The following is a 22,379-nucleotide window of genomic DNA, read 5'->3' on the forward strand; positions in this document are numbered from 1 at the left end:
ATGAAGAATATTTTCATCACAGGCGGTTCCAAAGGAATCGGCAAAGAACTGGTAAAAACCTTCGCCAGACTGGGTCATCAGGTTGTATTCACCTACCAGTATTCAGCAGAAAGCGCACAGAAAATAGTGGAAGAACTCCACGCAGAAGGTTTCCCAAATGTATACACCTTCAAGTGCGACATGGGCAATGAAGCAGAAGTAAAAGCCCTGTTCAAATCCAACAAAGAGATCCTGAGAGATGTGGATGTACTGATCAACAACGCAGGTATCCGCGACAGCAAGCTCAATGCAAACCCCAAGCCTTTCCTCATGACGTCGGGTGCAGAGTGGTGGGAAGTGATGCACAACAACGTGAATGGTGTAATGAATACCAGTCGTGCAGTACTGCCATCTATGATCAAAAGAAAGAACGGCAGGATCATCAATGTGACTTCGCTGGCAGGTATCAAAGGCAACCCCGGACAATCGGCTTATGCCGCTTCCAAAGCCGCCATCAATTGCTTCTCCAAGTCCTTGAGCAAGGAAGTAAAGGGCATGGGTATCATCATCAACTGTGTGGCGCCTGGCTTTATCGAAACAGATATGGTAGACAATCTTCCTGATCAATATGTAAGCAACAGGGTGGGTAATAGTCTGCTAAAGCGGATGGGTACCACCGATGAAATTTCGAACTTCATCTCTTACCTGGCACTGGAATGTCCCGAATTTTTAATCAACCAGGAAATCGTGATCGATGGTGGTATGAACTAAAAAAACTATGTAACATGAAAAAGAGAGTCGTTGTTACCGGTATCGGTGCCATATCAGCACTAGGCAATAATATAGCTGAAATGACAGAAAGCCTCGAAAATGGCAGCATCAAATACAATGCAATTCCATCAGACAGGTTTAGCACCGCCCACAAACTATTTGCCAACAACAGGGGATTTATGATGGATTATGAACTCTATCAGAGCTCCTGGGACAAAGATGTATCCATCATGAGCGAAGTAGCCGTAAAGTGTATACAGGAGGCGATAGATAGCGCAAACCTGTCAGAAGAAATACTGCACGAGCACAATGCAGGTCTCATCATCGGTACATCAGTAGGGGCCAGTTTTCCCATCCTGCAGCGAATCAAGAAATCAGTGCAGGAAAATGAGGATGACTATGAGCTGGCGCTGTATTCGACCCCCAAGATCTTAGGCAAGATCGCCCGCGCTTTCAAACTACAGGGATACGTTTCTGCCATCTCCACAGCCTGTGCTTCCGGCACAAACTCGATAGGCAGGGCCTTTGACCTGATCGAAAACGGAAAGGCCGATATCATGATCAGTGGTGGAATGGACATCTTTACGGAGCTCACTTATACAGGGTTCAATAGCCTGATGGCTATCTCCAAAACCAAGTGTAAACCCTTTACCAAATCAAGAGATGGTATGTCGCTGGGTGATGGGTGTGCCATCCTGATCCTTGAAAGCCTGGAATCGGCTGTCGAAAGGGGAGCGCCCATCTATGCAGAGATCAAAGGGTATCACATATTAAACGAAGCCTATCACGCTACAGCACCTCATCCGGATGGCATCTATGCACTGAAGTGTATGAAGAGTGCCCTTGCATATGGTGGTATGAGTACAGATGATGTGGATTACATCAATGCACACGGTACGGGTACCGGCAAGAATGATAGTGCGGAACTAAAAGGGTGTGAAGCCTTGCTACAGGAAAAGACCAGTAAAACATATGTAGGGTCTACCAAGTGCCTCACCGGTCATACCCTGGGTGCAGCAGGCAGCATAGAAGCGATCATCAGCATCCTGAGTATGCAGCACAATGCCCTCTATGCAAACTACGAGGCGGACGACCTGCCTGAATCTGAAAAGATCGAATTCGTCACACAAAACAAAAATAACATTCCGCTGGATACAGTATTGTCCAACTCCTTTGGATTCGGCGGAAACATGGCCAGCATTTTATTAACAAAATATAAAAACTAAAAATTTAAAAACCTTTAAAAACTTATAATTATGGAACACAAAGTAATCGAACAAAAAACTAAAGAAGTTCTCATCAGCGTACTGAACCTGAACAAATCAGTTGATGAATTATCTAACGATCAGGCCTTGTTTGGCAATGACGAAAACCCCGGATTGTTTGACGACAGCCTGGCAGTACTGGAAGTGACTTCTGTACTGATGGCAGAATTCGAACTGGAAGCATCTGACTTCGGCGAAGAAAGCTTCAAGACAGTGGGTACCCTTGCGCAGCGCATCTATGATGTATTGCACCTGGCAGTTGTATAACCGTAATTCAAGCCCCATGCAAAAAGAACTAGTCAAAAACGGTCTTTCTAACATTGTGTCACCGGAGGGTGTGCGTAGCATCAGAAGGCCTTTCAGGCAGGTTTGCATCAATAAGTAAGCTACCCCCGGTTTAACCCACTCATCAACCAAAATTTATATCAACATGTCCATGCTCGAACTCAACGTAGTAGAACTGGAAACCCGTCTTGAACTGGCTGGTGCTACTGTGATCGATTCAATCGAAGTAAACTGTTAATCATTTTCATAAACAATTTAAAACTTACACACATGCAGGAAACAACTATCGTAGAACTGGAAAGCCGCATAGAGCAGGCAGCAGCAGCAATCGACATCACAATCAATTGCGACTAATTAACATTCATAAACAATTTAAAACCTACACACATGCAGGAAACAACTATCGTAGAACTGGAAAGCCGCATAGAGCAGGCAGCAGCAGCAATCGATATCACAATCAATTGCGACTAATTAACATTCTTAACCCTTTTAAAACTTAACAAAATGCAGGAATTAAACATCGTAGAACTGGAAAACCGCGTAGAACTGGCGGCAGCCGCAGCAGCAATCGACATCACAATCAATTGCTAATTGCTCAGAAGCTATTCATGCAATAGCTCATTGAACATCTTTTTTCAAACCTTTTAAGACTTAACAAAATGCAGGAATTAAACATCGTAGAACTGGAAAGCCGCGTAGAACTGGCGGCAGCTGCAGCAGCAATCGACATCACAATCAATTGCTAATTGCACAGAAGCTATTCATGCAATAGCTCATTGAACATCTTTTTCAACCCTTTTAAAACTTAACAAAATGCAGGAATTAAACATCGTAGAACTGGAAAACCGCGTAGAACTGGCGGCAGCCGCAGCAGCAATCGACATCACAATCAATTGCTAATTGCACAGAAGCTATTCATGCAATAGCTCATTGAACATCTTTTTCAACCCTTTTAAAACTTAACAAAATGCAGGAATTAAACATCGTAGAACTGGAAAACCGCGTAGAACTGGCGGCAGCCGCAGCAGCAATCGACATCACAATCAATTGCTAATTGCACAGAAGCTATTCATACAATAGCTCATTGAACAACCTTTTTTCAACCCTTTTAAAACTTAACAAAATGCAGGAATTAAACATCGTAGAACTGGAAAACCGCGTAGAACTGGCGGCAGCCGCAGCAGCAATCGACATCACAATCAATTGCTAATTGCACAGAAGCTATTCATGCAATAGCTCATTGAACATCTTTTTCAAACCTTTTAAAACTTAACAAAATGCAGGAATTAAACATCGTAGAACTGGAAAACCGCGTAGAACTGGCGGCAGCCGCAGCAGCAATCGACATCACAATCAATTGCTAATTGCACAGAAGCTATTCATATAATAGCTCATTGAACAACCTTTTTCAAACCTTTTAAAACTTAACAAAATGCAGGAATTAAATATCGTAGAACTGGAATCTCGCGTTGAACTGGCAGCAGCTTCTGTGATCGATTCTATCACAATCAATTGCTAATCACAGCAGCCTGTAACCACCGGCAGGAGAATGCGAACCCCCAATTTATAACAGTCTAAAATCGATTCCCATGAAAAGAATAGATCCTTGTTATAAGTCATTACCCAAAGTTGGTGTTGGTGTATGTTACCCGGCAATATATGATCACTAATGATGGGCATTTGATAAAAATGCCCATCATTTAAAAACCCTTCAAATCATTTTATATGAATCCTCTACAAACAGAAAATTCCTTGTTAAACTATGATTACTCAATCACCAGTGCTTCTAACAATGAATTTGTACTTTCCTACGAGGGCAAGTACTTCAAGATAGGCGAGTTCATGTATCAGATCTTAAGGGAAGGCCAGCAAGCCAAATACCTGGAAGACTTACAAGCCCGACTTGATAACGTCAGCCTGGCCGGCCTGAAAGAAATAATAGACACAAAGATTTTGCCCATCTTCAAAACCACAGAAAGCAAAGCCAGTGAAGCGTCCGACGATGGATTCTGGTATAAGAAGCAAGTTCTTTCCAGCAGGCAATCCACCACACTGGCCAAACCATTGTCCTTTCTGTTTGGCAAATCATTCTACTTCCTGTTCCTGTTACTAACAGGTGTAAACTTTGCGCTCTATTCCCGTACACACAGTATCGTAGCCAACGATGACCTGCCACTGGGAACAGAGATACTGACCTGGGTCGCCTCTTACTTTTCCCTCTTCTTCATCATGTTTGTGCATGAACTGGGTCACACAGCCGCTGCCTATAAATCAGGTATCAATGCCAGGAGTATAGGCCTTGGATTCTACACCATCATGCCAGCCATGTATACCGACCTGACGGATGTATGGACAGTGTCCAAAAGCAACAGAATAAAAATCAACCTGGCAGGAATTTATATTCAATTGATCATCAACCTGGGCCTTGTAGCAGCATTGCATACCACTAGCAACGATTTTGCACAAAGCTTTGTCTGGAAGATCTATGTGTTCAACAGTGTGCTCATGGTGGCGAACCTTGTACCACTCTTAAAGCTCGACGGCTATTGGGTATTATCAGACTTCCTCGGTGTACCGAACCTGATAAAGACATCCAATGAACTACTCCTGAATGCGGTCACTAAGAAAGACCCGTTCGCAGAAGAGCAACCCCGCGACTATAGCTTTAAAAAGATCTTACTGGTTGTATATACCATCATTCGCGTATCGTTTATCATATTCGTCACCTTTATGGCATTTGCCTTTATATATGCCTCCATATTGAAGACAATTGCACTGATCAGGTATATACCTTACCTGAGTTTTAATTTCGAGACGGCCATTGAAGTGCTCAAGCGCATAGTGACCATAGTGATCATATCACTGTTTACCCGGAAGTACAGGAAGCTATTTTCAAACGTCATTTTAAAACGTGTAAAATGGTACAGAGCATAAATAAAAATGCGGATGAATGCCTGATATTCTTTAACCCCATGAGTTCAGACAGCCGCTTCTGGACAACCAATATTCCCAAGGATCTATTGGAGCGCTTTGAGGTCATCTTTTACGAATATCCAGGCTACAACAGGCCATTTATCAAGCTGGAAAATTTTAAGGAACTGGCCCAATATATCGACAAAGAAGTACTGGATCATATACATAAACCCATACACCTGGTCGGTTATAGTTACGGAGGTCTCCTGGTACAGCACTTATTGAATCTGAACCGTCACAATATCAAGTCTGCCGTACTGATAGCATGTGCCAACAGAATTCTGGCAAGAGATAAAGAGCTGCTGTCTGTACTGAAAAAAGTGAGTGATGTAGATATGTACCTTTTCTGTAGGGTACTGAGTCTCTTCTCTCATGGTTACGAAGACTTCAACAAGAATCCATTGATCGGGTTACAGAAGTTTTCAAATCTGAAACTTTCTATACCTGATAAGGTTCCTATTATCCAGCAGATGAATCACATTATCCGTACCTCGCGGATCGAGATTCGGCCACAGTCTACGAGGGCGATGCTGCTGTATGGATCGGAAGACAAGATGATCGACATGGATACGTTGGATAGTCTACATGAATATTTAGAAAATCTGAGTTTTAAAAAATTGATTGGTGAAGCACACATCATTGATCCAACGAAAATGTTTCATCACATTCATCAATTCCTAAAAACAGAGGAATATGCAATCTAAAAATTTAAGGCTCGAAATATTCGAGGAAAGCAAGCAGGAACTGAAAGTATCATTTGAAAAGAAGTGGGAAAGCCACAGTCTGCAGACGTTTCAGTTCCTGTCTGCCAACCTTTCGAGGTGTCTGCCAGCAATGCCGGAATCCCAGCATAAAAGCGCCTATTTCGATATCCTGTCTTACAAGGTGCTACAAGGGATCGATACACAGTTCAGTTCAAAGTTCAGTGGTATAGACGACTTTAATGAATTTAATTATGATGAAATTAAAAAGCATTTGCCAGCGCTGTTTGTTTCTTATCATACAGGTTCATACAGATCAGCCATTGCTTTTTTGGTGAAGTACAATATTAATGTAGTGCTGATAGCAGATCCGCTTGCTTACAAGTTTAACCTGGAGAAAATGATGTACCAGTTCCAGCTGGTGAAAGATGCATTCAATTCTACTTCAGAATTCATCGTATTTCCTGCTGATAGAGCAGACCTCGCTTTGCAGATTATGGGTAAAATGAAACAGGGCTATTCAGTACTGGCTTATTTAGATGGCAATTCCGGATCCAATGGTTATCTGAACCGGGATAACAGCCAGCAGATCCCATTCTTCGGTCAGGAAATGTTTGTGAGAACAGGTTTGCCTACATTGTCATTCTATCTGAAAGTGCCTATCATACCGATGTTGTCATATTATGATGAGCGCTTACAGCCCAGGTGGAATGTGTATGATCCTATTGCACCGCCTAAGGGAGAACGGAATCCTGCAGCTTATGTAGATCAGAGCATTCGCTATTTGTATAGCATATTGGAAAATGCATTGCAGACATATACTATGCAGTGGGAGGGGTGGATGTTTATACACCGGTATCTGACTATAGTAGCTCCTGATGCGGGTATACCATCCAGTCTTACAAATATAGCGATCAATGATAAAGCTGGGTTGTTCATGCTCGATGGCAGGTACTATATATTGAATAGAGAGAATTACAAATTGATGGAACTTGATAAAGATGTCTTCCATTTGTTTAACAATAAAAACCGGGACGCAATTATAGACCGTCCATTGGCAGATGTTCACCTACTTTATAAAAATAGATTCTTAATTCATAACTAACTATCATGAAAATATTATTTACATCCTTGTTGCTGTTGTCAGCGTTCGCGGGCTTTGCACAGAGAAATTGTTCTATAAAGGTCAATGTTAGAAATATACTGATCAATAAAGGGGATTTCTATTTCGCGCTTTACAACAAAGAAGGTGACTTTATGAAAGTACCTTTTTCAAAAATCAAAGTGCCTGCCAGCCGTGTGAAAAACGGAGTGCTGTTTACCAAACTGCCGGCAGGGGAGTATGCGGTTACTATATTTCAGGATCTGAATAGTAACAAGACGCTGGATAAGGTGATGTCAGTGCCTGTAGAGCCGTATGGGCTTTCTAATAATGTACCGGCTTATCCGACGTATGCGAGTACAAAGTTTACGGTGACGGACCAGTCATCGATAACGGTAAGTTTAAGGAATTAGGCGAGAGCTAGCGGTATCGCTAACTCTCGCTTTTTTAATAAGCGTATTTGTAATTCCTTTTGATGGCATATTTTTTTTGTGACACCAACCGTACATATATGACAATAGGCCGGTGTGGCAGATGTGCAATCTGCCAGATCTGAAATAAAAGGATATTAATTGGAGGTGAAAGAGTCGTTATTATCCGCCTATCGATAGCTCTTTTACCGTTTCATTGCCCGGCAAATCGACCGCGACTATTATCACCTTACCACCTGGGGGTAAACTGGTAGCCTTATAATGCCAATCCACGCCGTTTCTGCTTAATACTGCATTTCCTCTTTCCTGTATGTTACCTACTTTATTTACCACCCGTATTTCCACTGCAGCTACTCTGAATTCGTCTTTCGCGGTTACGATTACAGTCTCCTCTTCAAAACGAATGTTCTGCACTTCTGGTGACTTGTAAGCATCCTTTACTGCCATATTATAGGCATTCTGGCCGGGTCCTGCGAGGGATTTATAATAAGCTTTCAGCTCAGGATCTTCCAGGATCGCCAGTGCATAAGCTGCTGCTATTTTCATCTTATACCTTGCTTCCAGCTGTTTTATTGTGGGCTTATTCTTAGATGGGCCGCGTTTCTTGGCGATAATAATTTGTCCGTTCCTTTCGTAAATCGTGAGTTGATCGCCCAGGGAGCCGCGGATGCATTGTAGGAGGATATTGTCTTTGACAAGGGCCATAAAAATTTATTTTGGGGTTATAAAGTCAATATTAAGGATTAGTTCGGTTACATAGTGCGACTATATTGCTAATTGAGTATTAATACGTCATTAAAAGGGCACTTCAATATCGAATGGATATTGAAGTGCCCTTTTAATGACCTTGTGGTGACCTTGTGGTGACCTTATGGAAGTATGGTCGTGTAATAGCTGGGAAAGCTATTTTTTCGGATTTCATAACCTGCTGTAAGCTTTTGTGGTTATTCGCGGTCAATTTGTACAATCAAACCGCTATCTCTCATCTTTCTCAAGTCATGGGCCAGGAAAATATATTCAACATTGTCTGCAAAAGCCGCTTCTTCCAGCCGAAATCTGATTGAGTCATTTTTGATGGCGGTGATCTTCATATTGAAGTAGACAATTCGCCCATTTCCCGGGTTTTTCATTTCATACAGATCTCCTACCTGTGGTTTGGCAAAGTATTCTCTTGTATGTTGTGCATTCTGCTCACAGATATATGCAATCAAACCTATAAACAATGGAATCAGCAGCATCCATGTGTACAAATAAAAAGGCGTCCGGGTCGATGCCTCATATTTCTTCATGATAAAATCATTCCATTTGGGAGAATTACATTTGGCACATTTGATCTCTGCATCCTTAGAACCAACAGGGAAAAATGGAATCCAAAATATGTGAATGTAAGTCTGATATACTTTAACACGCATATCATTAGATTTACAATATTCACATGTGTGTTCATAACTGCTGATAGCTGTTTTAATGCGGGCACGCCTCTTGCCGTAGAAGAATATAAACATAGGGTAGGGATTATTCTCGAAATAAAAAAAGCCAGCATCGCTGCTGACTTCATTTTGTAGCCCGGACAAGAATCGAACTTGTATCTAAAGTTTAGGAAACTTCTATTCTATCCATTGAACTACCGGGCCGTCACTTTAGGAAAAATCCTCCTTTAGCGGAGTGCAAAAGTAAAGGATTTTTCCAAAATTCCTCACACATTTAATTAATTATAGATTTTCTCAATCTGTTCAGCATATTTCTGGGCAATCACTTTCCGCTTTACTTTCAGCGTCCCCGACAGCTCCCCATTCGCGATCGTCCACTCATTTGGCAGCAACTCAAACTTCTTCACCTGCTCTATATGGCTGAAGTACGCATTGTACTTCTCCACGATCTGCTGAAACAGGATCTGTATCTCTGGTAGCCGGCACAATGCCGCATGATCGCTGACCTGTATCCCTTTTTTATGCGCCCAGCGTTCCAGCTGAGGGAAAGACGGTACAATCAACGCCCCGGTGAATTTGCGGTCTTCGCCCACCACCATCATCTGCTCTATAAATATGGATTCCTTAAACTTGTTTTCGATAGGCTGAGGGGCCACAAACTTACCCCCCGAGGTCTTGAACAGTTCCTTCTTCCGATCCGTGATCTTTAGGAATTTATTGTTCACCAGCACCCCGATATCCCCGGTATGAAACCATCCATCTTTGATGGCTTCTGCCGTGAGATCGGGACGTTTATAATAGCCGATAGTGATGTTGGGCCCTTTTACAAGGATCTCTCCATCTTCTGCAATCTTCACTTCCACATTATTGATCAGGGGCCCTACAGTACCAAACATGCGATCTTTTTCTTCCGTACGGTTTACGCTGATCACAGGCGAGGTTTCTGTCAATCCATAGCCTTCCAGGATGGGTATTTTTGCCGCTGTAAAGATCTTCAGCAATCTTACCTGGCAGGCGGCGGAGCCTGTTACAATCACATCGATGTTGCCACCCAGTGCTTCCCGCCATTTGCTGAACACGAGTTTATTGGCAATGGCCAGTTGTAATTTGTACCACCAGCCCTGGTCCTGATTGATATCGAACTTTTTGCCCAGGTCTACTGCCCAGAAGAAAAGCCCTTTTTTGATGCCTTTTAGTTCCAGTCCTTTACCCATGATCCGCTCATACACTTTTTCCAGCAACCGTGGTACGGTCGTGAAGATGGAGGGTTTTACCTCCCGCAGGTTATCGGCAATCGTATCCAGGCTTTCCGCGTAGTAAATAGGTACGCCGGCAGTGAGATAGATATACGATACGGTGCGTTCGAAAATATGATTCAGTGGGAGGAAACTAAGTGCTTTGGCAGTAGGATTCACTGGCAGGCAGGGGATACAGGCGTGTACATTGCTCATGATATTCTGGTGGGTGAGCATCACACCTTTGGGTGTACCCGTTGTTCCTGAGGTATAAATGATGGTGGCTAATTGTTCCGGATCAATGCTGTCTTTGATGGCGGCAATCTTTGGAAAGTCCCCTTCATCGGCCATGGCTGGAACTTCCAGCCAGTGTTTGGCACCGGGGACCTTGTTAAAGGTAAACACTTCCCGGAGGTGTGGCAGCTTGCTCCGGAAGGCCGAGACCTTGTCGTACAGGTCTTTGTCGCTTACAAAGAGAATACTGGCCGCAGCATCATTCAGAATGTATTCCAGGTCGTGCTCGCTCAGTGTAGGGTAAATGGGGGCAAGTACGGCGCCCGCCTGCTGGCAGGCCAGATCCGTAATGAGCCACTCCGGGCGGTTGGGCGATAAGATCGCAATCTTATCTACTCCTTCTGGTGTGCGGTCCCCGTTGCCAATACCTAATTTAAGCAAGCCTGCACTGAAGCGTATTGTCAGATCGGCTACATCCTGTGTGCTATATTGTTTCCAGACGTTGTTTTCTTTTCCTACCAGCATGTCAGCTTTTGGAAAATGGGCCAGCTGGTATGCGATAATGTCGAATAATCTCCGTGGCTGATCAGTCATGTTGCTTTTGGTTTATTACAGGCCTCTTTGTTCCTTCTCGGCTTGTAACCGCTCATATTCTCTTAGTGTATCCCCAAATGGGTCGCGATGGAAAGCGTTGAAGTACTGGAATGCGATGGCTAATCCCCATCCCAAACCCGGCCATACCGGCCATGGTGTGCCTCCATAATAACGACCAGTGGTGATATACCAGATCGCCCAGAAGAAGAGGTTCATAACGAGGTAAACAATCAGGGAATTCTTAAAAGCTGCTCTTGATTTTGCAATCTTCCACAGCCTTTCATCCCGTTGTTGTATAGTTTCCATATGTTTAGTGGTTTAAATAGATAGGCGCGTATCTAAATATAGATAATTTTCCTGAATTATCCGGAGGGGAGACTAACTGCAATATAATTTCAGCAGAACAGATTAATTTTGATTTAAGAACCTAACAGACAGACTACGAACAATATTTAACTACCAGATCAGCGCATTACGACATTCCACGGCATTCACCCAAACTTATTGACGATTCATCACACGCAACGATATTCAAAGATTGTGTCTTAATGGTTATTTAATTGATGAAACCCAGAGCGTTTTGTTTAATAATGCACTCACCAGTCCCTGGTGATAAATTTATCTTTTATCAACAAGGACCGGTGAGCTGGTTTTTACACAAACTACTTTCGGGATTTCTCAACATCCGGCAATAGTCCTGTTAATAAACCTATCAATGGCAGATAGGCGCATAACTGGAACACATAGTCTATACCCTTACTATCCGCAATATTGCCCAATACTGCGGAACCTATACCACCCATACCAAATGCCAGTCCAAAGAAAAGGCCGGCTATTAAACCTACCTTGCCCGGTACTAACTCCTGTGCATATACTAATATTGCTGAGAAGGCTGAAGAGAGTATAACACCAATGAATATACTCAGTATGCATGTCCACATCAGGTTTGCATGTGGCAGTAACAATGAGAAAGGGGCCACACCAAGAATAGAAATCCAGATCACATACTTACGGCCTATGCGGTCGCCCAGTGGGCCGCCAAAGAAGGTACCTGCTGCAACAGCAAAGAGAAATACAAACAGGTAGATCTGCGAAGCCTGTACACTTACATTGAACTTGTGCATGAGGTAGAACGTATAGTAACTGGTCATGCCTGCCATGTAAAAATACTTAGAAAATACCAGTACCAACAGGATGCTCAGTGCAAAAATCACTTTTCCCTTAGACAGACGATTGTCTGTATGCACCTGTACCTTTTTAGGTTTCAGGCGATGGGTATTTTGCTTATACCAGGAGCCGATATTGATCATCACCACGATGGCCAGAATAGCCAGTACGGAGAACCAGCTCAAACTGGATTGTCCATGAGGTACAATGATCATTGCTGCCAGCAAAGGGCCCAGTGAACTACCTGCATTGCCACCCAATTGGAAGAGTGACTGTGCCAATCCATGTTGTCCGCCGGAAGCCATGTGAGCCAGCCGGCTGGATTCCGGGTGGAATACGGAGGAACCTACACCTACCAGACCTACAGAGACAAGAACGAAGTAAAAGTGATGTGCCTGTGATAAACATACGAGTCCGAGCAATGTAAAGCCCATGCCTATAATCAGGGAATAAGGCTGTGGCTTTTTGTCCGTATACAAACCTACCAGGGGTTGTAACAGGGAGGCGGTGAGCTGATAGGTCAATGTAATGTAGCCTACCTGGCTGAAATTGAGATTCAATGAATCCTTTACAATCGGATAAATGGCGGGGATCAGTGACTGGATAGCATCATTGATCAGATGAGAGAAGCTGAGGGCCAATAATACAGAGAATACGGTCCTCTCAGCGGCCTGTTGTACAGGCGCTTTGGCAGTGGCGATCTTTTCCATAAAATGTATCAGTGAAAAAATAGGCAATACAATCCCTGTAGCGCTTCCCTTCAGTGGAGGCGGTTTCAGCAGAAATTGGTATTACTGGTTGAAAATTAAAAATGTGGTCGATGATTTGGGAGACATGTTGCTATGGCTTTTGATCATCCTTTGCCACTTACTGGTTGAAAATTTAAAGGTCCTTGCTATCGTTGTGGTCGATGATCAGCTGCACACATTTCCATGCTTTCTGATCATCCTGCGCCACAATACTATTCAAAAGATTTTTGTGCAGGTGCTGCGTATTTGTAAAAGTATCAGTTGTTTTAAACCGTTCTATAAACTTCGCTTTCAGGTGCATGGCTACAGTTCTGTACAGATCTGTAAGAATGCTGTTGCCCGAAGCCTGTGCAATGGCCAGGTGAAAATCGATATCCGCCTGTATACAGGCTGTTACGTCATTGGCCACCCCATATTCTTTTCGCTTATTCAGCGCCTCTGCCATCCGCTCTATATCCTGTTCCGTTCTATTGAGGGCCGCTTTTTGTGCTATTTTCAATTCCAACAGTTGTCTTACCTCGTCCAGATCTTCGAACTGTGCGCGTTTCAGCCGTTGGGGGAAGGGTTCTACGATACCTGTCTGCTCTTCTACAAAAGTGCCAAGGCCCTGTTGTACCCTGAGTACCCCACTGTTCGCCAGTATGCGTACGGCTTCTCTGATAGTAGACCGACCTACCCCGAATGACCCCATTAAGGCCGGTTCGGTAGGTAATTTTTCCCCGGTTTTGTAGGTTCCCAGGGAGATCTGCTCCTGTAGCCGCTGCGCAACCTCGTCTGCAAGGCTGTTTCGCTTAATTGGTAAGGTCTGTTTATTCATCATATCATCTGATGATTCAAAGGTAGTAATTCCTTTTAAATCGTCACATCTTTTTTTATTTATCTTTGCGCCTCTTGTAATAGATTTGACAGATGAAAGCATTAAACTTATTTATTCGTTATAGGTTACCACTGGGTATCATTCTTTTGTTAGGCGGGATCGCGCTGGGTGCTTCAGTGGGTTGGTGGGAAGCTACCATCTTACTGGTACTGGCTATCATCTGCCTGGTTACCCATTTCATGTTTGGCCCTATGCGCCTGGTACAGGAAGCTGTTGAAGCTGGTGATATTGAGACTGCTATGGCGATGATGAATACTATTAAATTCCCTAAGTTGTTATATAAACCTATTCAGTCTGTTTATTATTTCATGCAGAGTAATCTGGCCATGTATAATAAGGACCTGGATAAGGCAGAGGCTTCTATCCGCCAGAGTATCAAGTCTGGTAGTCCGATGAAGGAGTATGAGGGAATGCAGTACTTCCAGCTGGGTACCATTGCTTATCAGAAGAATGACCTGAAGGAAGCGGATAGCAACCTGAAAAAGGCGGTAAGAATGGGATTGCCTGATAAAGAGAATACAGCTGCTGCGCTGCTGACGCTGGCTTCGATTGCGATGAGCCGCCGCGATTTCAAAACTGCAAAAGACTTTTTCCGCAGGGCGAAGGCACAAAAGCCGACTACTGCTCAGATCGTAGGTCAGATCAAGGAAATGGATAAATATATTTCCCGTATGCCAGGTTGATGCTGGCTACAAGCTTCAAAAAAGGGTGCTCCTGATCGGAGCACCCTTTCCCTTTTTATGAAATTAAATGCAGGTTTTTCCCCTTCCCGCCGGCCGCAGGCTATTTGAAAATCATGCTTTTGCCAAAGGCAAAAGCATGATTTTCGGCTTGTTCTCTCCTTTATTAAGGATGTATTACGGAACCAATTAAATATTACATTTGCAGGAAATACGAACCCTGCATGTTTCATTTTGACCAGATCTTAGCCATAACCTTTACACTCTTTGCTGTAATTGATATTGTTGGTTCAATACCCGTTCTCATTTCCATGAAAGAAAAACTCGGTCACATCGATTCGGGCAAGGCGACCCTTGCTTCTGGTGTACTGATGATCCTTTTCTTACTGGTAGGTGAACCTTTCCTGAAATTATTGAGCGTCGACGTACACTCATTTGCCGTAGCTGGTTCGATCGTGATCTTTGTAATTGGTCTTGAAATGATCCTTGGGGTAGAGTTCTTCAAGAGCGAGAAGGATACGAAAACAGGCAGCCTCATTCCCATCGCATTTCCGTTGATTGCGGGTTCCGGTACCCTGACCACCATTATGTCACTGAAGGCAAACTTCGACCAGTGGAACATCTTAGCAGGTATCCTCATCAACCTGATTATCATCTATGTGGTGCTTCGTTCCCTTAGTTTTATTGAAAGAATACTGGGTAAAGCAGGGTTGATGGTGGTGCGTAAGTTCTTCGGTGTCATCCTCCTTGCGATAGCTGTGAAGATATTTAAGAGCAATCTTAACCTGTAGTTTTTGTAATTGAGATCAAAAAGATTAGTTTTGCCTTCCTTGCTCGAAACAGAGAAGGTGTTTTGGCCTCGTAGTACAATGGATAGTATAAGAGTTTCCGAAGCTCCAGATACAGGTTCGATTCCTGTCGAGGCTACATATTAAATAAAAAGGGGTAGTATCATTGATACTACCCCTTTTTATTTTACCCGAAGGCCAATTACTTGAAACCTGCTATATAACTCTTTATAGAGTCGTCAAGCATTTTTGAAAACCGGTCAGCTGCACCTTCATTTAAGTGGGTAATATCCGTATAATCCTTTGTTGTAAAGCTACTATCTTCACTAAAATTCCAGTAAACAGCCGTTTTATGATCAATGGATCTATTGATAAAAGCATTGAACTCGTTTATCTCATCCTTTGTATAGGATTTTAATTCATTCTGCCGAACAGGTGGCATCACCAGAAAAACCTTTATCCCGTTTTCCCGGCAAAGTGAAATTATCTTATGAAAGTACTCCTCCTGAATTTTCAACCTCTTTATATCCCTGTGGATGGTATCGCTTTCCTGTGCTGTTCCATACCTGATATACTGGCCATTTTCCCGCTGAAAGGGAAGTTTTACGCTGGACTTCTTCAACAGACTTAGCTGCTTTGGATTCAGATTTTCCAATAAATGCTTCAGCTTCAGCTCCCAAACCTTATCCTTGTAATCTCTTTCATAATCTTTTCCTAAATAATCTGCATAAGCATAATTCCGTGAATTTGACAATACATTAAACTCAAAATAATCAACACCCAATACCAGACATGCTATCTTCTTTCTTTTATTGAGTAAGTATTGCAACTTATAATACTGCTGATTGTAAGAATCATTATCATGAGAGAAATTATATGCCTTGACTGATAATATAGCAGGATTTATACCCCTGTAACACCTGCTGTTTCCCAGTATCAGCAGCTCATAATCTTCCTTTACTACATCCTCAAAAGAACGATCAATCTGTTGTTGTGTATTAGGGCCATTACTGATAACAAGCCGGTGTGGCAATATAAATACCCCAAAAACACAATACAGCAAAGCGGGGATCAGGAATATAAATAGTGTTTGTAGAAATTGCTTCATCATTTAAAATTGGAAATAAATAAACGCCTGCTCTTGTGGGGCAAATACTAAAATGACAATTATTAATGTATAATAAAATGCGTATCGTACCGGCTTTTTCCACCTCAGTCCCAGGCTTTCAATTGCATATTTATTCTCTCGCCCTAACCATTCAATCATCATGAAAATAAAGACCAGACCAATGATCTTCCATGGCAATATCTCAGGCATGGAAAATAATGAAGGAGAAAGTATGCCTGACAAATAGGACATTGCGTGCCCAATATCCGCAGATCGGAAAAAGACCCATGCCAGCACCGTTAATGCGAAGGTCAATGCAATATTGAATATATCTTTCAATGAAGGCAATAATTTGCCCTGCGCTACTATGCCCAGGTTATTCCTGTTTTTACTTGTCACAAGCAATGGCAGAAAATATAATCCATTTAAGGCTCCCCAAACGAGGAACGTCCAATTTGCTCCATGCCAGAACCCGCTCACGATAAAAATGATCATGGTATTACGAATCCTCATCCAGGTTCCCCCTTTACTACCACCTAATGGGATATATAAATAATCCCTGAACCAGGTGGATAAGGAGATATGCCACCTCCTCCAGAACTCAGCAATGTCCCTTGAGAAATAAGGGAAGGCAAAATTCTGTAAAAGCTCAAATCCAAAGAGTCTGGCAGTACCCAATGCTATGTCTGAGTACCCGGAAAAGTCTCCATAAATCTGGAAAGCAAACATGATTGCTCCCAGTACCAGCGTACTTCCCGATTGATGTGCCGAATTATTAAATATATCGTTCGCATAAATAGCACAATTATCAGCAATCACCATTTTCTTAAATAGCCCCCAAAGTATCTGCCTTAAGCCATCTGCAGCCTTTTTATAATCAAAAGTCCGCTCCTGTTTAACCTGCGGTAACAGATGGGTCGCTCTTTCAATAGGACCGGCCACCAAAAGTGGGAAAAAGCTTACAAAAAGAGAGTAATCCACCCAGTTCCTCTCCGCTTTAATTCTTCCTTTATAAATATCTATCACATAAGACAGCCCGTGGAATGTGTAAAAAGAGATCCCTACAGGAAGAAGAATATTCAATGTTCCGGGATTGACCCGTACTCCCAGGTGTGAAAGCGCATCAGCAAAAGAAGCTGCGAAAAAATTATAGTATTTGAATACGCCCAAAAAGCCGAGATTGATAATTATGCTTAGCCAGAACCATCCCTTTTTAGCATTTTGGTTATCCTGATCCTGCATCTTTAATCCAGTGAAATAATCTAAAAATGTAGAAAACATGAGCAGGAACATAAAACGCCAATCCCAACAGGCATAGAAGAAATAACTGGAGATTAACAGTAAAATGTTTTGGGATTTTAGATTTTTGTTCGTTACAAACCAATATAAAATAAACACTATTGGTAAGAATATAGCAAATTCGATGGAATTAAATAACATTAGCTTTTACTAATTTATGCAAACAAAATTTACCTCGAAGCATTCGGGACATTTATTGATGACAATTTGAATATGATCATCCATTAACTTCATGAGCATGTCCCACCTTATGTATTCGCTGTATTTCCGGAATGGGGTTTACCTTTAGCCTCATAAGATACAACTTTATAGGGGGAAAAAAAACAAGCGGCAGGCCCCTAAAAATATCACTCCTGACTATTTTCCCCCTACATTTGTACCGTATGTTGAAGCGACTTATTTGTACTGCCATCTTCATATTATCAGTACAATTACTTTGGGGCCAGAACTATCAATACCATACATTCAGGAATATTGCTATCGGGCCTGAAGCTACCACTATTAACGCTTTCGCCCAGGATAGTCTCGGCCTCATGTGGCTGGGTACCAACAATGGCCTCTATAGCTATGACGGCTTTTCTGTACAATCTCACCTTGGTAAGGATACCTCCCATAAAACATTCGTCTACGACATCATCGTCGTCAATAAGGAATTGATGTGCCTGGCCATGGAAAATGGCATCTTCTTTTATAACTACCAAAAAGATGAATATGAACCAGTGCCCGTACAATTCCCAACCGATGTACGCACCCTGCTGCTTGAAAATGATAATCTGTGGATCGGCTCTTTCAAAGGACTGTTTAAATACAACTTCACCCATAAAAAACTGGAAAGCGTCGGCTATAAAGGGTTATCCAACCACACCATTTATTCACTGACCCGTACCAGTGACGGAGACATTTTGATCGGCACTTATAATGGCCTGTATTGCCTTTCGGCAGATAAATCACAGGTCCGCCAGATCCCCTTAGCCGACCTTCATAAACGCAGCAACCTTTTTGTCAACGCTTTATTTGAAGACACGGTGCGTAACCTGATCTGGGTAGGTACAGAAGGGGGCATCTATTATTACGATCTGATTAAAAACCTCGCCGTCAAACTACCCATCCTCCAGGACCATTCTGTAAAGTCATTGATGACTGACAACAGGAATAACCTGCTGATAGGTACCGACGCCGGGTTTTACATATACGACCCCGCCTCTGAGCAATTGGAGCATATTGTACATGACGCCCGCAACAAAGGCTCTATCGTCAATAATATTATCTGGAGCCTGTTTGCCGACAAAGAAGCCAACATTTGGCTGGGTACCGACTACGGCATCTCCCTGTTACAAAACCACAACAGCCTGCAGGTTATCCCCATCTTTGATATCACTCATGAAAAGGATGGGAACCGGTTTTATAATATCTATAAAGATCACTACGGCGATTACTGGCTGGGGGGTACAAATGGTATTATCCGTAGCACCTCTCCGGGAGGCCATGAGATATCATCTGCATGGTATAAGATGGGAGATAAGTCCCTGCCTATTTCGCACAACCGCATCAGGGATATCTTTGAAGATACAAACAACAACGTGTGGGTAGCTACAGATGGTGGTATCAATCGATACGATCGGCACACAAAAGCATTCGTCAATTATAATATTATCGATAGCTCCCAGTCACGTAATGCTAACTGGGCCTATAATATTCAGGAAGACGACCAGCAAAGGTTATGGATCGCTACCTACCTGGGAGGGATTTTTGTGGTGGATAGGTCCCGGCTCACTGCAGCTCCTGATGTATCACGGCAAACGACTACTACCAATTTTGTAGCGAACAAATCACGGCAAACTGCGGCTCCTGATTTTGTTGTAGACAGATCCAGACTCACTACAGCTCCTATTATAGCCGTGCACAACTTCGCTGCTCACAATGGACTGGCCGGCAACTCCGTGAACCAGCTTACAAAAGATCCGCAGGGAAATATCTGGGCATTAATTTATAACAGGGCCGTGCATAAGATCAACCCACACAACTATCAGGTAGAAACCCTGATGGATGGATCAAAGCATCCCTCTTATATGTTCGCAGATGATGCGGGTGTAATCTGGATCGGTTGCCCCGGCAATATCGTCAGAATAAAAGATGGCCAGCAAAAGATTATCCCATTTAAAGCTGACCAGATATTAAGCATGGAACAGGTAGATGCCAATATCTGGATCTCCACCAGTGAAGGTATCTGGATGATGGACAGAAATACCACCACGGTACAGCGATTCAACAGTGGACAATCTGCCTTTACCTCCATGTATTATGATAAGGACCAGCATGCCGTCTACCTGGGAGGAGCTGATGAATTAGGGATCGCGGCATCGGTTATACAACCTGCCACTGGTGCCGGCAATCAGCTGTATCTCACCGCCATGTATATCAATGGTAAACTATCCGGATCTATAAGATATAAGAACAATATCCGCCTGAGTCATGAGCAGAACAACCTTGCTTTCGCCGTTTCTGACCTCAGTTATTCAGATCCTGAAGGCACCCGGTATGTATACAGGATCACGCAAATAGATGATGACTGGAATACATTGCCACTCAATAATAACCTGATTACCTACACAAATCTCAGTTACGGGCATTATACCCTGTTGGTGAGTAAACTCGATGCATATGGAAAACCATTTGCCAATCCATTAAAGCTATCGATCACCATTATTCCACCATGGTATTATACCAATCTGGCGAAAGCGATTTATTTTTTGATCGTGGTCGGACTCGTGCTCTGGGCAATCAACTTCTTCAGGGTAAGGCATAATCTCAAGATCGAGCGTATAGAAAAACAAAAGACGGTAGAGCTGACCAATCTGAAACTCAACTTTTTCACCGATATCTCGCATGAGCTAAAAACGCCCCTCAGTCTGATCCTTGCACCTGTAAGCCAGATGCTGGCAGAAAGCAGAAGTCCGCTGAAAAAGAAGCAACTCGAAGGGATACAGCAAAATGCGCTGAAACTGAATGCTTTAATTCACAGAGTACTGAACTTCAACAGGGCTGATAGCAGTGCGCTTTCCGCCTTGGTATTGTCAAAGCTGGAACTAGTGACTTTCGCCCGAAAGCTGTATGACTCTTTTAGCAACCAGCAGATATCTTTTACTTTCACCTGCAACAGGGAAGAGATTTATATGGATACTGATGTGATCAGAACAGAAGCGATCATCACTAACCTGCTATCTAATGCCTGCCGGTATACGCCTGAAGGAGGGGCTATCCATCTGGATATCACCCAGCAAAACAATATAGTGGCAATAAAAGTAACCGATACTGGTATCGGTATTCCTGTTGCTGATGTGCCATATGTATTTGAGCGATTTTTCAAATCTTCCATTACGGCGAGGAACAAGGAAGGTTCTGGTATAGGGCTTTACCTGGTGAGGAACTATGCGGAACAACTAGGCGGGTATGTCACGATAGCCTCTGTAGAAGGAGAGGGGACTACGGTGACTGTCAGTTTGCCTATTCCTGAAAGAGTGGCCGTTCCCATTATGGGGGAACATAAGAACCAGCACACCCCTTCAGGAGAACAGGGCAACCATTCAGGGGAATATAACATTCATTCAAAAAACCAGAACACCCTTTCAGAAGAACAGAGCGATCTTTCAGGAGAACATACCATCCATTCAAAAAACCAGCACACCCCTTCAGGAGAACAGAGCGATCTTTCAGGGGAATATACCATCCATTCAAAAAACCAGCACACCCCTTCAGGAGAACAGAGCGATCTTTCAGGGGAACATACCATCCATTCAAAAAACCAGAATGCCCTGCCTGAACAACCCGGAAAGCATCCCTCCCCCAAAAAAAAGATCCTCATCGTAGACGACAACCATGAAATAACAGATTTCCTACACCATGCCCTCGCCCCCCAATACCAAATCAAAATCGCCCACGACGGCAAAAAAGGAGAATCCCTCAGCCTCGAATGGCAGCCAGACCTCATCATCGTAGATGTCATGATGCCTGTAATGGACGGCCTTGAAATGAGCAGACGACTCAAAAAACAAGTCATGACCGCCACCATACCTATTATATTATTAACTGCAAAAGACGACCGGCAAACCGAACTAAACAGCATCGACCTTGGCGCCGATGCCTTTATGTCCAAACCTTTTGATATATCTATCCTGCTCTCAAGAATCGAACAACTACTCAAACGCCGGGAAGATATGGAGCACCAACTCCGTATTTCCTCCCTCACTGACCCAAAAGAAAACAAGACCCTATCCAAAGATGAGCAGTTCCTCTCCGATATCACCCAGATCATAGAGGAAAAAATGGACGATCCCCAGTTCAATGTTCAGGTACTCAGTGAACTGAGCTTTACCAGTTCTAAACAACTGTACCGCAAAATAAAGCAACTTACCAGCCTCACCCCGGTTGAATACATCCGCTCCATCAGGATGAAAAAAGCCGCCGTTCTCTTACAACAGAACAAATTTACCGTGGCAGAGGTCATGTATATGGTCGGATTCTCTGAAGCCTCCTATTTCTCCAAATGTTTCCAGTCAGAATTCGGAGTTACACCTTCTCAGTATATTAAAAATAACACATAATCAATATATGTGTCCGTTGTCTAAATTTTATCCTATTATGTCCGATATCAGCCGCACTTAAAAACGAATCTTGAATAGTTTCGAACCGTACGAAAAACTGATACGGTTAT

18 protein-coding genes and 2 tRNA genes are annotated in these 22,379 nt (G+C 43.0%); 11 read left to right on the plus strand and 9 right to left on the minus strand.

The genetic code is table 11. The features are described 5' to 3' along the window. From QQL36_RS09815 to QQL36_RS09845, 7 genes are all read left to right on the plus strand, one after another. Positions 1–750, plus strand: a complete 750-nt coding sequence (locus QQL36_RS09815; protein WP_083723503.1) for an SDR family NAD(P)-dependent oxidoreductase — start codon at positions 1–3, stop codon at positions 748–750. A 14-nt stretch (positions 751–764) separates the two neighbouring features. After that, a complete protein-coding gene (locus tag QQL36_RS09820; protein WP_083723501.1) occupies positions 765–1,976 on the plus strand; it encodes a beta-ketoacyl-[acyl-carrier-protein] synthase family protein in 1,212 nt (403 codons plus the stop codon). A 30-nt stretch (positions 1,977–2,006) separates the two neighbouring features. Further along, positions 2,007–2,282, plus strand: a complete 276-nt coding sequence (locus QQL36_RS09825; protein ID WP_083723499.1) for a hypothetical protein — start codon at positions 2,007–2,009, stop codon at positions 2,280–2,282. A 1,743-nt stretch (positions 2,283–4,025) separates the two neighbouring features. Next, complete coding sequence (locus tag QQL36_RS09830) at positions 4,026–5,234, plus strand: M50 family metallopeptidase (protein ID WP_083723497.1); 1,209 nt, start codon at positions 4,026–4,028, stop codon at positions 5,232–5,234. Beyond that, positions 5,219–5,977 (plus strand): alpha/beta fold hydrolase, encoded by a 759-nt coding sequence (locus QQL36_RS09835; protein WP_083723495.1) that lies wholly within the window; start codon positions 5,219–5,221, stop codon positions 5,975–5,977. Before QQL36_RS09830 ends, QQL36_RS09835 begins: the two co-directional genes overlap by 16 nt. Further along, entirely contained in the window at positions 5,967–7,079 is a 1,113-nt protein-coding gene (locus QQL36_RS09840; RefSeq protein WP_083723493.1) for a hypothetical protein, read from the plus strand. Before QQL36_RS09835 ends, QQL36_RS09840 begins: the two co-directional genes overlap by 11 nt. A 5-nt stretch (positions 7,080–7,084) precedes the next feature. Then, complete coding sequence (locus QQL36_RS09845) at positions 7,085–7,489, plus strand: DUF2141 domain-containing protein (RefSeq protein WP_321569615.1); 405 nt, start codon at positions 7,085–7,087, stop codon at positions 7,487–7,489. A gap of 180 nt (positions 7,490–7,669) precedes the next feature. Here QQL36_RS09845 and QQL36_RS09850 read toward each other — a convergent pair whose 3' ends face one another. The 7 genes from QQL36_RS09850 to QQL36_RS09880 form a co-directional block, all read right to left on the minus strand. Next, on the minus strand, positions 7,670–8,212 hold the full coding sequence (locus QQL36_RS09850) for a hypothetical protein (protein ID WP_321569616.1): 543 nt from the start codon (positions 8,210–8,212) through the stop codon (positions 7,670–7,672). 239 nt (positions 8,213–8,451) lie between these two features. Beyond that, positions 8,452–9,012 (minus strand): zinc-ribbon domain-containing protein, encoded by a 561-nt coding sequence (locus tag QQL36_RS09855; RefSeq protein ID WP_321569617.1) that lies wholly within the window; start codon positions 9,010–9,012, stop codon positions 8,452–8,454. A gap of 57 nt (positions 9,013–9,069) precedes the next feature. Continuing rightward, positions 9,070–9,141 (minus strand) — tRNA-Arg (locus QQL36_RS09860). Positions 9,142–9,215: 74 nt separating this feature from the next. Then, a complete protein-coding gene (locus QQL36_RS09865; RefSeq protein ID WP_321569618.1) occupies positions 9,216–11,000 on the minus strand; it encodes a long-chain fatty acid--CoA ligase in 1,785 nt (594 codons plus the stop codon). 15 nt (positions 11,001–11,015) lie between these two features. Next, positions 11,016–11,306 carry a 2TM domain-containing protein gene (locus tag QQL36_RS09870; RefSeq protein WP_083723485.1) on the minus strand — a complete coding sequence of 97 codons (291 nt, stop codon included), beginning with the start codon at positions 11,304–11,306 and terminating at the stop codon, positions 11,016–11,018. A gap of 356 nt (positions 11,307–11,662) precedes the next feature. After that, complete coding sequence (locus QQL36_RS09875) at positions 11,663–12,877, minus strand: MFS transporter (protein WP_321569619.1); 1,215 nt, start codon at positions 12,875–12,877, stop codon at positions 11,663–11,665. Positions 12,878–13,049: 172 nt separating this feature from the next. Continuing rightward, the gene (locus QQL36_RS09880) at positions 13,050–13,736 is read right to left on the minus strand and encodes a FadR/GntR family transcriptional regulator (RefSeq protein ID WP_321569620.1); all 687 of its coding nucleotides are present in this window, start codon (positions 13,734–13,736) and stop codon (positions 13,050–13,052) included. An 89-nt stretch (positions 13,737–13,825) separates the two neighbouring features. Between QQL36_RS09880 and QQL36_RS09885 the strand changes: the two genes are divergently transcribed. From QQL36_RS09885 to QQL36_RS09895, 3 genes are all read left to right on the plus strand, one after another. Continuing rightward, entirely contained in the window at positions 13,826–14,476 is a 651-nt protein-coding gene (locus tag QQL36_RS09885) for a tetratricopeptide repeat protein (protein ID WP_083723477.1), read from the plus strand. A gap of 221 nt (positions 14,477–14,697) precedes the next feature. Further along, entirely contained in the window at positions 14,698–15,264 is a 567-nt protein-coding gene (locus tag QQL36_RS09890; protein WP_083723475.1) for a MarC family protein, read from the plus strand. A 64-nt stretch (positions 15,265–15,328) separates the two neighbouring features. Further along, positions 15,329–15,400: transfer RNA gene (locus tag QQL36_RS09895), tRNA-Arg, on the plus strand. A 63-nt stretch (positions 15,401–15,463) separates the two neighbouring features. Here the strand turns inward: QQL36_RS09895 and QQL36_RS09900 are convergent. Both QQL36_RS09900 and QQL36_RS09905 read right to left on the minus strand, forming a co-directional pair. After that, positions 15,464–16,372 carry a DUF1574 family protein gene (locus QQL36_RS09900; protein WP_321569621.1) on the minus strand — a complete coding sequence of 303 codons (909 nt, stop codon included), beginning with the start codon at positions 16,370–16,372 and terminating at the stop codon, positions 15,464–15,466. Beyond that, positions 16,373–17,650, minus strand: a complete 1,278-nt coding sequence (locus tag QQL36_RS09905) for an MBOAT family O-acyltransferase (protein WP_321569622.1) — start codon at positions 17,648–17,650, stop codon at positions 16,373–16,375. A gap of 401 nt (positions 17,651–18,051) precedes the next feature. Here QQL36_RS09905 and QQL36_RS09910 point away from each other — a divergent pair, with 401 nt between their 5' ends. Beyond that, the gene (locus tag QQL36_RS09910; RefSeq protein WP_321569623.1) at positions 18,052–22,269 is read left to right on the plus strand and encodes a two-component regulator propeller domain-containing protein; all 4,218 of its coding nucleotides are present in this window, start codon (positions 18,052–18,054) and stop codon (positions 22,267–22,269) included. Positions 22,270–22,379: the final 110 nt, after the last annotated feature.

The organism is Chitinophaga sp. LS1 (assembly GCF_034274695.1).
In the GTDB taxonomy this organism is placed as follows: domain Bacteria; phylum Bacteroidota; class Bacteroidia; order Chitinophagales; family Chitinophagaceae; genus Chitinophaga.